General features: G+C 47.6%; 11 protein-coding genes. 5 read left to right on the top strand and 6 right to left on the bottom strand.

Features of this window, described 5'->3' with window-relative positions; genetic code table 11:
- Positions 1-173: 173 nt before the first annotated feature.
- Both GWR21_RS09485 and GWR21_RS09480 read right to left on the bottom strand, forming a co-directional pair.
- Positions 174-1,313, bottom strand: a complete 1,140-nt coding sequence (locus tag GWR21_RS09485) for a lipase family protein (RefSeq protein ID WP_162331505.1) — start codon at positions 1,311-1,313, stop codon at positions 174-176.
- A gap of 78 nt (positions 1,314-1,391) precedes the next feature.
- Positions 1,392-3,845 carry an MG2 domain-containing protein gene (locus GWR21_RS09480; protein ID WP_162331504.1) on the bottom strand — a complete coding sequence of 818 codons (2,454 nt, stop codon included), beginning with the start codon at positions 3,843-3,845 and terminating at the stop codon, positions 1,392-1,394.
- Between the two features lie 171 nt (positions 3,846-4,016).
- Between GWR21_RS09480 and GWR21_RS09475 the strand changes: the two genes are divergently transcribed.
- Positions 4,017-5,258 carry a BaiN/RdsA family NAD(P)/FAD-dependent oxidoreductase gene (locus tag GWR21_RS09475; protein ID WP_162331503.1) on the top strand — a complete coding sequence of 414 codons (1,242 nt, stop codon included), beginning with the start codon at positions 4,017-4,019 and terminating at the stop codon, positions 5,256-5,258.
- Positions 5,259-5,366: 108 nt separating this feature from the next.
- Here the strand turns inward: GWR21_RS09475 and GWR21_RS09470 are convergent, their stop codons facing one another.
- On the bottom strand, positions 5,367-5,990 hold the full coding sequence (locus GWR21_RS09470) for a deoxynucleoside kinase (protein WP_162331502.1): 624 nt from the start codon (positions 5,988-5,990) through the stop codon (positions 5,367-5,369).
- A gap of 16 nt (positions 5,991-6,006) precedes the next feature.
- Complete coding sequence (gene folK / locus GWR21_RS09465; protein WP_162331501.1) at positions 6,007-6,498, bottom strand: 2-amino-4-hydroxy-6-hydroxymethyldihydropteridine diphosphokinase; 492 nt, start codon at positions 6,496-6,498, stop codon at positions 6,007-6,009.
- Between the two features lie 90 nt (positions 6,499-6,588).
- Here folK and sppA point away from each other — a divergent pair, with 90 nt between their 5' ends.
- The 4 genes from sppA (at position 6,589) to GWR21_RS09445 (ending at position 10,827) form a co-directional block, all read left to right on the top strand.
- On the top strand, positions 6,589-8,352 hold the full coding sequence (sppA, locus tag GWR21_RS09460) for a signal peptide peptidase SppA (protein WP_162331500.1): 1,764 nt from the start codon (positions 6,589-6,591) through the stop codon (positions 8,350-8,352).
- A 107-nt stretch (positions 8,353-8,459) separates the two neighbouring features.
- A complete protein-coding gene (locus GWR21_RS09455) occupies positions 8,460-9,623 on the top strand; it encodes an ABC transporter permease (RefSeq protein ID WP_238430280.1) in 1,164 nt (387 codons plus the stop codon).
- Positions 9,624-9,681: 58 nt separating this feature from the next.
- Positions 9,682-10,224, top strand: coding sequence for an SRPBCC family protein (locus GWR21_RS09450; protein ID WP_162331499.1), 543 nt, complete (start codon positions 9,682-9,684; stop codon positions 10,222-10,224).
- A gap of 105 nt (positions 10,225-10,329) precedes the next feature.
- A complete protein-coding gene (locus GWR21_RS09445) occupies positions 10,330-10,827 on the top strand; it encodes a DUF2911 domain-containing protein (RefSeq protein WP_162331498.1) in 498 nt (165 codons plus the stop codon).
- An 83-nt stretch (positions 10,828-10,910) separates the two neighbouring features.
- Here GWR21_RS09445 and GWR21_RS09440 read toward each other — a convergent pair whose 3' ends face one another.
- Together GWR21_RS09440 and GWR21_RS09435 are read right to left on the bottom strand one after the other, a co-directional pair.
- Positions 10,911-11,849 (bottom strand): hypothetical protein, encoded by a 939-nt coding sequence (locus tag GWR21_RS09440; protein ID WP_162331497.1) that lies wholly within the window; start codon positions 11,847-11,849, stop codon positions 10,911-10,913.
- A 10-nt stretch (positions 11,850-11,859) separates the two neighbouring features.
- Positions 11,860-13,674 carry a RagB/SusD family nutrient uptake outer membrane protein gene (locus GWR21_RS09435; protein ID WP_162331496.1) on the bottom strand — a complete coding sequence of 605 codons (1,815 nt, stop codon included), beginning with the start codon at positions 13,672-13,674 and terminating at the stop codon, positions 11,860-11,862.
- Positions 13,675-13,708: the final 34 nt, after the last annotated feature.

Here is a 13,708-nt window from a genome sequence, read left to right as displayed (position 1 = left end):
ATATGAGAGGCCTGGCAGTAAAGGACAACGTGCTTTTGCTTTTATCGATACAAACATAACCCGAAAAAAAAGTTGAACTGTTAATTTCAGGTTAATCTAAAAGTTAACCCATTGTTAACAAAGAAATTAGCATGACTGGCTGCGTGTTACAGATCAAAATGACAGGTGCCTTATCAATGATAAATGCTGTTTGTCAACTCCCGGTAGGGCGCATACATGTGATGGATAAAAAGGTTCTTTCCATCAAAGATATATTTGCTATCATACGCTGCATCCGGGTACAGTATAACAGGTGTTCCTGCGGGATGATAATTGTGACTGCCTGTAAAAGGAGGCGCGCTATAACCCGGAACAGCTCTCTTCACCAGTTTTGACAATCTTTTCCCCAGCATTTTCTGCATACGACGGCTCGCCTTTTTACTACTGCGGTCGAGTCTATTATACATGCTTCCTATGACAAGCCGCACGAAGAAATTTTGTTTTTTAAGCGCTCTTTTTACACCCATGAAAGGATTTGGGGTGTTGAAGTCATTAGTGGTCTGTAACGAGAAAGGCGTTTCGGGTACCCAGTCTCTCGCATTGACTACGCGGAAGCCCCAGCCATCCCGGGTAATGTAATCATAGTCGTATGCATAGTACAGATTGCCAGGTTTAGGTGCTGCACTGCAATAGGTTTTATAGACAATATCCTTCGGAAACTCCGGATCGTCCAGGTATTGCAGATAGGAGCGTAGCAGAAAACTGATGGCACCACCCTGACTGTGGCCGGAGATCAGGAATGCATGGTATCCTTTTTTATAGTAGGTTTTAATATGTGCAACAATGTCGGGTGCCATACTGGCCAGTGCGAGCGTCCAGCCGGCATGTACATAGGCTCTTTCATCCTTCGCCAGCCGGTATTTAAAAGTTGTACTGTCATTCAGCTGGAACTGTCCTGTTGCGGGAATCATACCTGCGAAGAAGTTCTCCATCCATGATTCTTTGTTACCCACTGTTCCGCGTATACTAACGATGGCCACACCATCATCCCGCAGCCAGAGATCCCATCGGTTATGTAAGCCGGTTTCAGGTGAGCGGTACACCAGCTGCGCGTTTGCAGGAGGTATAAGATGTGTGTTTGTCCAGGGTGTGTCTGCATGCAGGAAATCTATGCTGAGCATATCAAGATATTCCTTTGCGTCAAAGCCTGGCTTAAGAGGTTGGGCGGAAGAGTTTTGGGATAGCAGTATGCAAAGGCAGCCGGTGAGTATTAACACCAATAAATGATGGGGGGCTTGCCAGCCTTTCGGTATCCTGTTTACGAGATTGTTCATATCCTGGCATGTTGTATAAATAAAAATAGTCCATAGTGTTGAACTATGGACTATTTATTTATCAGCCGGAGCCTTGGATTATTGCAAGATCTGTTCTGTGTGTCCCAGTGATCCGTCTTCACCCATACCCTCCACAATAATGCGGAAACGTCTTGTGAAGTCGTTGTTGTAGAAGGATACCTTTGCAGTGTGTGTCAGGGAGTCCGCTATCAGGTTTGGATTCCAGTAGAGGGTCAGCCTTTTATCCTGCAGGATGTGGATCTCTTTACGTACAGTATAATCAGGTGCGTAAAACTCCTTCACGATATCGTAACCTGCTTTTCTGTATTTTTCGAATCCACGTGTATCCACATCGTTCTTGCTGTCACCACCTTTTCTCGTGTATACAGCGATCGCACCTGAGCTACCACCGAAGCCACCTACGAAAGTAGGACGCAGTACTTTAATGAATGCCACATCGCCTATGTTAATGTTGCTCAGCATGTTGATGTTGGTAGGCATTTCATTCAGGAACAGTACCGGAGGACCACCACGCCATTGCATCGTAGGACCCACGACAGGATCAGCCAGGTTAACCGTCAGACCAGGTACTTTAGACTGCAGGTACTGGAAGATACTTAGACTACCTGGTTCATCCTTGGTCAGGTCGAATGCATAACCATCGCCTGCGCTGAACATACCGGTTGCGTAACGGGCTTCAACAGTTTCAGTTTTACTGAGGCGTTTTTCACGCACGTTGATCTCTTTCAGGAAGATCGGTTTGTTACGGATAGATCTGCTTACTGCACTGTTCTCAGCAACGGTAGAGAGATAGGTGCTCAGTACCCTGCTTTCTATCTCCACATTATTTCTGAATGGATAAGGCAGTGTCACTGGTTCTCTGGATTCGAAGAAGTGTGGTTCGAATTTCACAGACACATCTTTCCATGCTTTATTCGGATCGTTCGCACGGTAGAATACGTTGATGGTATCCACGAACTGCAGACGGTCTACAGCAAATTCACCTTTGTCATTAGTAGTAACGGAAGAGAATGCGGTAGAGGTATCGATCGGCTGTTTCAGGATAAAGTCTACTTTACCATTAGACAGTGCAGATGCACCTTTGTTGGTAGTAGCGATACCTTTCAGCAGCAGACCCTGTTCGTAAGGATACTTGATGTCAGGCATGTAGTTATGCAGCACTTTCTCCCAGGTGAACCTTCTCCATCCGTTCGTCATCATCACCAGGTCGAGACCTGCAAGGGTAGAAGGATCTGCATCTTTGAAATATTGTGCAGGATTAGCGATATATCCTTTCAGATCAGAAGTCAGCAGCAGGTTAGAAAGAATATTGTTCTCATCCTGGTCTTTAACAATGTTGTCCGCATCTGTGATCGTAACGGACAGGCTTGTTAGCATGGTGTCCGGGATCTTGATCTCAAGCGTGTTCTTCTGTCTTGGCTGTGTATTGATGGCCATGTTCTGTAAACCAAGAGACAGGAAGTCGTTCTTTCTTACAAAAGCCAGCCTTTCTGCCATTGGCACGCCATCACTGTTGAATACAGTCAGCTGCAGGATACCGGAAGGTAATTCCTTGGTCGGGATGAAGCCGCTCATCTGACCTTCACCTGCATTCAGTTTTGCCTTGTACACGATGTGCTGCTGCATCTGCGCAACGATCATCAGGTTATTGTACATCGGGTTATCTTTGGAGGCAGGAGTGGTCGTGTAGAATATACGGGCACCTTTGTTGAAGACTTTCATGCCGACACCGGTAGTTTTCACTACAGGCAGCAGGATCGTTTTCTGCAGGCCTTTACTGGTCTGCATCAGGGCCTTGTAGGTTTCACCCGCAGCCGGCGTCAGTTCAAACATACCCATACCATCACGGGTGGTCTTCAGCTGTGCTACTGTTTCACCTTTCAGGTTCTGGATGATACCGTTCGCTTCCTGTGGGAAACCCTGCTGGTCGATGGCTTTAAAAGCCACACGGCCGGGAATACCAGCGATCAGGTTACCGCCTTCGGGGAAGAAGTTTACCGCAAAATCGGTAGCAGCCGGCTTCTGAGAAGGGCCAACCGGTTTAGACGGATCGAATATTTCAATGCTTTTGTAGAAGAGATATTCCGAGTCAAAGTTCAGCATCCACGCGGTGTAGGCACGCAGCTGGTATTGACCGGCTTTCTGGCTCTCCGGCAGTTCAAATGCACCGGAACCGGTAGCACCACCAATGGAGATCAGTTTTTTACTTACCACATTTCCTCCTTTATCAACCAGCTCTACGTATAGGTTGGTAGCAGAAAGTGATGGCTGGCCTTGTAGCAAAACATACGCTTTGAACCACATGGTTTCCCCAGCGGCATAGTAGTCTTTGTCCAGTTGAAGGTAAACCTTTTCCTGGGGGAAGCGTTTGCTGTACAGTTCCAAGGCTTCGGTGATTTTATCCTGCCACTCGTCCGCAGGATAAAATGCAAGGGCACCTGTGATCCCCAACATGCATGCTGGGAGGAGCCACTTAAAGCGTTTTTTTGTTTTAGAGAACACAGATTGCATGTGGAACAACATTTTGCGACAATATAGTATCAAAAAATATAATATGCAAAATAGCGTGAAAAATTAATATATGCAAAAAATGTTATTGATGCAGAATAAATTAGAATATCCCGGCTTTGATTTATTATTGCGGCGGGAATGCGAATATTGCATGACTGGATTTGTAATATCATGATAAACAATAGATTAGTAATTATTGGTGGCGGAGCAGCCGGTTTTTTCTGTGCGGTGAACGCCGCACGTCTTCATACTCAATTGGAAGTCATACTGATAGAGAAAAGCAGTAAACTTTTATCCAAAGTGAAGGTTTCAGGCGGTGGAAGATGTAACGTGACCCATAATGCCCCCGATATTTCATACATGTCGAAACGATATCCAAGAGGACAGCATTTCGTGAAAAAGACCTTTAACCGGTTTTTTGTGCCTGATACGATCAGCTGGTTTAAGGAAAGAGGCGTGTCACTGAAGGCAGAGGCGGACGGCAGGATGTTTCCCGTTACAGATAATTCCCAGACGATCATAGACTGTTTGCTGAGGGAGGTTGATAAATATGGGGTAAAGATTAAAATGAATGCCGGGGTGACTGCCCTGACCCGGGAAGGGAAGGTGTGGAATGTTGCCCTGCAGGACGGTAGCTCATTGAAAGCCAATTATGTATGTGTCGCTGCCGGCGGTTATGCCCAGGTAGAAAAGTTTGCCTGGTTACAGGACACAGGGCATCAGATCGTGGCTCCTATGCCATCACTGTTCACGTTCAACATGCCTGGTAACCCTATTACGGCACTGATGGGGGTGAGTGTGGAAGAAGCACATGTGAAAATAGCAGGTACGAAATTACAGGAGCGCGGTCCGCTGATGATCACGCACTGGGGTATGAGCGGCCCCTGTATCCTGCGCCTGTCTGCGTGGGGGGCCCGTGATCTCGGCGCCATACAATATCAGTTTACAGCGATCGTGAACTGGCTGCCTGCATTTAACGAGAACAGCCTGCGCGACGAAATGCAGGATCTGCGGTTTTCACTCGGTGGACAGAAAATGCATCATAAGAACCCTTTCGGACTGCCACAGCGGCTCTGGCATTTCCTTTTACAACAGTCCGGAATTGGAGAAGATGTACGTTGGGCAGATATGCCGGCAAAAGACCAGCATAAACTGGTGAAGCTGCTGACAGCCATGGAGTGCCCGGTCAAAGGGAAGACAACCTTCAAAGAAGAATTCGTAACCTGTGGGGGTGTGCAATTGTCAGAAATAGATCCTGCCACCATGGAAAGCAGGCTGGCACCGGGATTGTTTTTTGCCGGAGAGGTCATGGACGTGGACGGTATCACCGGCGGATTCAATTTTCAGCATGCCTGGACCAGCGGATGGATCGCAGCCAGCAGTATAGTACAGAAAATTAATAATGAGCACTAACAATTAATAATAAGTACTAATAATTAATAATAGTAAATGCCAGGGTGCTTTATAATATATAAGACACCCTTTTAAATTAACAGGCGAACCAGTTCCCGATTCCCGGTGCTACAAATAGTGTATGCCTGGCTCATAATCTGTATCCAGGGCATGCAGCAGTGTCTCAAAGTCGCCCGGATTTTTAACGAAGTCAGTCTTTGTCATATCCACCATCAGTACACGAACAGGATGTTGCCTGATATACTGCATATACATATCGTGTACATTACTCAGGTACTGATCTTCTATCTGCTGCTCATATGAGCGGTTCCGGTGTTTTATATTCTGCTGGAGTTTGGCCACCGGTGCATTCAGGAAGATGAGCAGATCGGGTTGTATGAGCTGAGGGTTGATAATATCAAACAGCTTCTGGTAGAGTGCGTATTCTTCTTCTTTCAGGTTGATCTTGGCAAATAACAGGCTCTTGATAAAAAGATAATCTGAAATCACCAGGTTACTGAACATGTCCTGCATCTGCAGCATGTCTTTCAGCTGTTTGTATCGTTCGGCCATAAAGAACAGCTCCAGTGGGAAAGCATATTGCTGCGGCTTTTCATAGAATTTAGGCAGAAAGGGATTATCTGCAAACTCTTCCAGGATCAGTTTAGCACCAAAGTGAGCGGATAGTTTGGTGGCCAGTGTTGTCTTCCCTGCGCCGATATTCCCTTCTATTGTAATGTAGTTGTATTTCATGTGCCGGTTAGATAGTTTAACGTACGCCTTCGTATTTTCTGGCGGGGAGCTGGTCTGTACAATGTTCCAGTAATTTACGGACTGACTGACGGAGTAGCGGATGTTCCCAGTCGGGCAGTATCTCTTCCAGAGGGACCAGTACAAACTGCCTGAACTGCATCTGTGGGTGCGGCACCTTCAGATCAGGCTCGTTAATGATCGCATCATTATAGAAAATGATGTCAATGTCAATCACCCGTGCGCCCCATTTCTGCCTGCGTACGCGGCCTATATGATGTTCAATTGCCAGGACGGTATGCAAAAGCGTTCGTGCATCCATTTCGGTTGATACCAAAAGGGCCTGATTCAGGTAATCCGGTTGGGCTACATCGCCCCAGGCTGCCGTTTCATAAAGGGCGGATAGCTTTTCTACCTTACCGACCTGCTTCTCTATTTGCGCTACTGCCTCCCGGAGGTTTCCGATACGGTCTCCGAGATTGCCACCTATAAGTAATATTGCTTTATTCATGTATCTTCAACGGCCCAAAAGTAGACATATTCTTTATTTTTGGAAAAAAGGAAGACGACCTGTCTGTCTTTTAAAATTAAATCCTCTATAATGCGTAGCTTTTTTAAAATTTTCTTTGCCACGCTGCTGGCCTTTGTAGTGATCCTCATATTGGGAGTGATCCTGCTGATGGGCGCAATAGGTAGCGCTATCAGCCCCGAAGTTGTTACCCTGTCGCCTAACAGTGTGCTGGTCCTGGAGACCAGTCAGCAGTATGCCGAACAGAAAGTATCCAATCCGCTGAATGCCCTCATCCGTCAGGAACCGAAAGAAGTGCCTGGCGTATATGACCTGGTACGTCTCCTTAAACATGCTGAAACGGACGATAACATAAAAGGTATTTATCTCAAGGCCGAAGGCAACGGCAACGGCTTTGCCACCAGTGAAGAGATCCGTAATGCACTGCTGCAGTTCAAACAGTCAGGCAAATTCGTCTATGCCTATGGCGAGGTGATGGACCAGAAGAGCTATTATATGGCTTCCCTGGCCGACAGAGTATATGTACACCCGAAAGGGGGCGTGGAATTTGGCGGTTTCTTTACCCAGCTGACCTTCCTGAAGGGGGCACTGGATAAACTGGAGATCCAGCCACAGATCTTCTATGATGGCCGTTTCAAAAGTGCCACCGAGCCTTTACGTGAAACAGAAATGACCGTAGCAAACCGTATTCAGACGAACGCCTATCTGGGTGAGCTGTATGCTAACTTCCTCAAAAACATCGGTATTGCGCGCAAGATCGATACCGCCACCCTCCACCGTTATGCCAACGAAGGCCTGATCCAGGAAGCAGGAGACGCAGTGAAATACAAACTGGTGGACGGTCTGAAATACAACGACCAGGTAATGGACGAGATCAAAGCCAGACTGGGCCTCAAGGGAGATGAGGAGGTGAATTTTGTGTCTCTTTCCAAATATACCAGCGCTACTGACCTGACCGAAAACAAAGGTGCTGACAATAAAATCGCTATCATCTATGCAGAGGGTAGCATCGTTGGCGGAGAAAGCGAGAAAGAAGCTACTATCAGCAGTGGCCATTTCGTTAAGATCATCCGCGAGGCAAGACAGGATAAAGATGTCAAAGCGATCGTGTTCCGTGTGAATTCACCGGGAGGCAGCGCGCTGGCTTCCGAATCTATCTGGCGTGAACTGGTGCTGGCGAAGAAAAGCAAGCCAGTGGTCGTATCAATGGGCGATTATGCCGCATCCGGTGGCTATTATATCTCCTGTATGGCAGATTCCATTTTTGCACAGCCGAATACCCTGACCGGCTCTATCGGTGTATTTGCTGTATTGCCTAACCTGCAGGGATTCTTTAAGAATAAACTGGGTGTGACCTTTGATGGGGTGAAAACAGCTCAGTATGCCGATCTGGGGAATACTTCCCGCCCACTGACAGAAATGGAGAAGAAATTTATCCAGAACTCAGTAGACAGCATTTACAGCACATTCAAGGGACGTGTGGTAGAAGGTCGTAAACTGAGCGGTCCTGTGGTGGACAGCATCGCACAGGGGCGCGTATGGAGCGGGATCCAGGCGAAAGAATTAGGTTTGGTGGACCGTATCGGTGGTATCAATGATGCGATCAGATGCGCAGTTAAACTGGCGAAGGTGTCGTCTTACCGCCTGCGTGAATATCCTGAAACAGATGCCTCAATTTCCCGGATGGTACGTAGCTTCGGCGCCAGTGCGAGCGTAGAAAATGCCATGAAGGCGGAGCTGGGCGACCAGTATAAATTGTACCAGCAGATCAGGGAAATGAAAGAAATGAGCGGAGAGGTGCAGGCGAAACTGCCTTACCTGATGGAAATCAGATAAAGGCTGCTGTACAACTAATTAGCTATTGGCAGCAGGACAGGAAAATGCCTGTCGGCGTACTTAAAATAATATTAAACCTGCCGCTTGCGGCAGGTTTTTTTATGGAAATGGGTAAAACAATAGTAGTTTTAGGCGATTTTTTAAGAACAGATCCAGCGAAAGTAAGTATGGCGGTTAAATATAATCAATGGAAGGCGCTGTTAGCGATGTCCAAAGCAAGTCTGATAGGAATATTAAGAAGTCCTTCAGCGGTCATTTTCAGTCTTGGGTTTCCGCTGGTATTCATCCTGGTGTTTGGATTTATCGGCGATAGCGGTGTGTCGGTAAAAGTAGGCGTGGATGCGGCCACAGATACGACCAGCTATCTGTACAGGCAGCTGGCAAAGGAGAAAAGCCTGAAACTGCAAACCGGCAAACCGGCTGCGGAGATGGAAGAGGACCTGAAGAAAGGGCATATTACCGCTATTATCCGTATCACTTCACAAACTTCCAGCGGGAATACACCTGCCTGCGATGTGAAGGTGCAGACCTCTACAGCGGCAGTAGACAAGATCTCTCTGTTTAATGCTATTCTGACCGGGGTCATATATAAGGCAGATGACAGCTATTATCCAAGGCAGTCCGTGGCGAAACTGGCCCCGGTGGAAGTACTACCCGGCCGTCGTTACCGTACGATCGATTTCATCCTGCCTGGCCTGCTCAGCTTCTCATTGCTGAGTGCTGCGGTGTTCAGCACGGCCTTCCTGTTCTTCAACCTGCGACAGACGCTGGTATTAAAACGTTTCTTTGCCACACCTATTCGTCGCTTGTACATAGTGCTGGGTGAGGCACTTGCCCGTCTGGTATTCCAGGTGGCAGGAGCCATTCTGATCATCGCTATTGGTTACTTTGCCTTCGGCTTTACACTGGTGCATGGATGGAGTACATTCCTGGAAATGCTGTTATTAACGGCTTTCGGGGTGGTCGTCTTTATGGGCTTTGGGTTTGTGGTGAGTGGGATCGCTACGAGTGAAAGCACGATCCCGCCTATTGCAAATGTGATCACTTTGCCGCAGTTCCTGCTGGCAGGTACCTTTGTACCTGTTGATTCTTTCCCTTCCTGGTTACAGCCCATATGCCGGATTATGCCGCTGACCTATCTGAATGATGCATTCCGTAAAGTTGCCTTTGAAGGACTGCACATCTGGAACGTAGGCTTCGAGCTGGGCGTGATCGCTGCATGGGGTGTAGTGGTATATATTGTGGCTGTGAAGGTATTCCGTTGGGAATAACCAGGAGGACAGCTTTTCAGAAAGTGGGTCAGCTGACCCGGAGAAACCAGTAACAGATATGCGATTTATTAAATTATTGCTGCTAAGCGGCCTTGTTTTCGGAATACTAATATTCCTTACCTCTCTTTTATTCCCATCTAAGGCCATTGTTGAGCGTTCCGGCGTGATAGACGCGCCGTTGTCCGTGGTATATGGTCAGATCAATGACCTGAAGACCTGGCCTTCCTGGAATCCCTGGGCAGCGCCGGATGTAGCACAGAAAATTAACTATACCGGACCAGCGACAGGAAAGGGTGCTGGTTATACCTGGTCGGGTACCCAGCATGATAAGCCGGTTACAGGTACTGTGATGATCCGGGAGAGCAATCCTGCCAAAGGCGTGTATTGTGATCTTACATTCAGCAGTATGAAACCGATGACTGCGGCATTCGAGCTCAAGCCTTCGGCGGACGGAAAGGGTACGGCTATTCAATGGCGCCTGGAAACCGAACTGGGGTTATTGCCCTGGTGGAAACTGAGAGGGTTCCTGGCAGATAAACTGACCGGTCCTCAGCTGGAATCCGGGCTCACGCAGCTCAGGACGATCTGCGAGAAGAAGTAGGATACGGTACAGCCGTGCTTCCTAATTATTATGGGCGGTAGTGATGTTTGATTGAAAGAGTGTATTTTCATAGAAATTACTGATCAGTAAAACAAACATAGTACTATGAAACACGTTCTCTTATTCTTTGCATTGCTGGCAGGTACCAGCAGCTTTGTATCCGCACAGGAGAAGGCTCCGCAAAGTCCACGCGTGACTGCTGAAGGAAAAAATGTAAAGATCACCTACGGCCAGCCATCCAAAAGAGGCAGGGCTATCTTCGGTCAGCTGGTGCCTTATGGCAAAGTATGGCGTTTAGGCGCTAACGAGGCGACGGAGATCACCTTTGCGAAGGATGGCAGCTTTGGCGGTAAAGCGGTAAAAGCGGGTACTTATACTTTATTCGCTATTCCGGAAGCGAATGAATGGACATTCATTCTGAACAGCGAACTGAAACAGTGGGGTGCTTATAAATATGAGGAGATCAAGGGCAAGAACGTACTGGAAGTAAAAGCGAAAGCTACCAAAACCAGTGCACCGGTTGAAAAGCTCACCATCACTGTACCAGCCAGCAAGGTAGTTGTTGAATGGGATGACGCGCATGTTGAGGTGCCTGTGAAATAAGACAACAGCATGTAAGCTAAAATAGAAAGCGCCTGCTTATTCAGCAGACGCTTTTTTTATAAAAAACGAAACAACAAAGGTGATTAGTAGGTGATGTTAGGGAAGTCTTTCTGCGCCTGTTCAAACTGAGCTACCCAGTCCTGTCCGCGTTCGTCATTAGGGCCGAATGCATCCAGTGCCAGCTGTTTCAGATTGGTTTTCGCCGCACCGCTCCAGAAGTGAACAAATTCACCCATATTCATGTCGCGTGTATATTCCTTGCCCAGAGAGATAGTTCTGGTAGGGAACTGCTTTGATAACAGGGTAAAGAAGCCATTCAGCACATCTTTGCCTCCGTGGTCGCGATAGATAGGATAGAACCAGTTCTTAAACCATTGTGTGCCCGCTTTCGGGTAGTTGTCAACCGCATTCATCTTATCATTGTACCAGCGGGTTGCTTCTTGCTCCCATCCCAGGTTCTTATACACATCATACTGATAGATCTCCATCCATTTACTGTCGTGCCAGATAGCCATGGCCGGAGAGTTGTGAGTGCCTTTGGAGGCGCCTTCCACAATATGTCCGACTTCATGTGCCACGATGTCGAGGTTCCATCCGGTACTGTCTGTCCATGGGTTGTTTGATCCTACATCGATCATATTACGGTTGTCATGGCTGGCATCAAAGAAGGTGGCCGGGTGACCGCCGCCGTACTTGTTGAAATGCAGGATGACAGAGAGACGTTTGTCTTTGTCCTGTCCGAAGTTACCGTAAGTTGCCTTGGTGTATTTCCAGATGGCGGTCATGGTTCTTTGCGGCCAGGTGATGTCTTTAGGCACATCGTCATCGTAGTAAACGCCTACTTCATCATTGTAGGAGACCAGCTTTACCAGCTGGTTGTGTTCGAACCAATGCTCCTTCCAGGTGGAAGAAGGAGCATTGGGATCGGTTGGATTTCCTGTGAGTTTTATAATTTCCTTTTCCTGTTTGCAGGAGGCGGATAAAAGACCCAGGAGCGTCAAACTGAAAAATAGCATTTTCATAGGAGTTTAATTATTTCCAGCCTGGGTTCTGTACCAGGTTCGGATTAATCAGGATCTGGGTGTTAGGTATAGGGAACAAGTAGTCTTTGTCAGTGAAGATGCGTGTTTCGATCAGTGTTCTCTGATAGAACTCACTACCATTGCCGTTCATATTCATACCATACACCGGACCGTTGTTAGTTGTTTTAGCGATCTTCCAGCGACGCGTATCAAAATAACGCGGGCTTTCAAATGCCAGTTCAACTCTTCTTTCCGCACGGATCGCATCACGAACAGCATCCTGTGAGGTTGGCGCAGGGATCATACCCTCACCAGCACCATATTGTGGTACACCAGCACGGCTACGGATCTGGTTTACATACTTCATGATGTCAGTGCTACCCGGAGCAGATTCGTTCAGGGCTTCCGCATAGTCCAGGAATATCTGGCCTAATCTCAGCATCAGTGCACCACGGGAGTTATCATTCGGCATTACATCTTTCCTTACAATATAACCGGTAGGAGATACGTCGGAAGTACTCTGGCTTCTGCCGGAGTTACCGTTGAATTCCATGTTGGTGATGATCGGATTGGAACCTTCCTGGAACAGCCAGTAGCTGTTATTGTAGGTGATACCTACATAGAAACGCGGCTCTCTGTTCACCCACTGGTTGAAGGTATTTCTTGCAGCGTTGTCGAAAGGCGCTTTAAAGGAAGAGAAACCACTGGCTACATAACCAGACGCAGGATCGGAGATCAGACGGCCGTTTGCCATGAAGTAAGCGTCTACCATTGCCTGTGTCGCACCGTGTGCACCCGCACCGTGCTGGTTAGCTGGCAAACCTGCGTGGAAAGGCGTTCTGTCATAGCGCATGTAGCTGCCTGAGTTAGAACGTGCATAGATCCATTCCTTATTCCACTCTACCGTAGTTACCTGGCGGCAGGAGTTGTACGCAGCAGTGAATGCGTCAGCACCGGTAGCAGTGAACAGGTCATACTGGCTTGGTACGTAGGTATCCAGGAATTCTTTCGCAGCAGTAGCGGCTCTTGTCCACTTTGCAGCATCATAAGAGGTATTTACCAGGGGCGCACCGTCACGGTTCTTGAAGTTTGCATAGTCGGTGTTACCGTTCCACAGCGGACTTGCAGCCAGCATCAGGGCCTGTATCTTGTAGGCTTTAGCCACGCCACTGGTGATCCTGCCATATTCAGTACCACCTGCAGGGATATCAGCGCTCAGGTCAGCAGCTGCTTTATCCAGTTCCGTTACAATAAAGTTGATACAGGTATCAATGTGTGAACGGCTCAGCTGAAGGTCAGTGGCAGGTGTATTGATATCTACCGGCTCTTCGCCCAGCATGATCACCGGACCGTAAGTTCTTACCAGGAAGAAATAATACATCGCACGTAAGGCACGGGCTTCCGCTTTGTATTGTTTTTTCATGCCGGCATCTACTTCTACGCTGTTCGCACCATCAATGTTCTGTATGAAATAAGAAGCATTACGGATCGCTTTGTAGAAGTTAGTCCAGTAGGTGGCTACGTTGCCATCTGTGCTGGCCCATGCGCCGGTGTTCATGTTATTGGTATAGTTGAACGACCAGTTGTATTTGGATTCATCAGAAGCCGCATGCCATGCACCGGAGTTCTCATTACCTGTAAAACGCTGTTCCAGTTCGTTTGGCAGTGAATAGTATACGTTTGCCAGGAAGTTGTCCGTATTGCTTTTTGACTGGAATATATCATCTATGGTCAGTACGTCATCCGGTACCTGATCAAGATACTTCTTACAGGAGGTGATACCTAGTGCTGCTGCAGCAGCGAATATTAAGAATACTTTTTTCATTTGCTAGTGTTTGACATTGTCACATATCCCGTTA

Source organism: Chitinophaga agri (assembly GCF_010093065.1).
Classification (GTDB): domain Bacteria; phylum Bacteroidota; class Bacteroidia; order Chitinophagales; family Chitinophagaceae; genus Chitinophaga; species Chitinophaga agri.
This window is presented reverse-complemented; position numbering and strand designations above follow the sequence as displayed.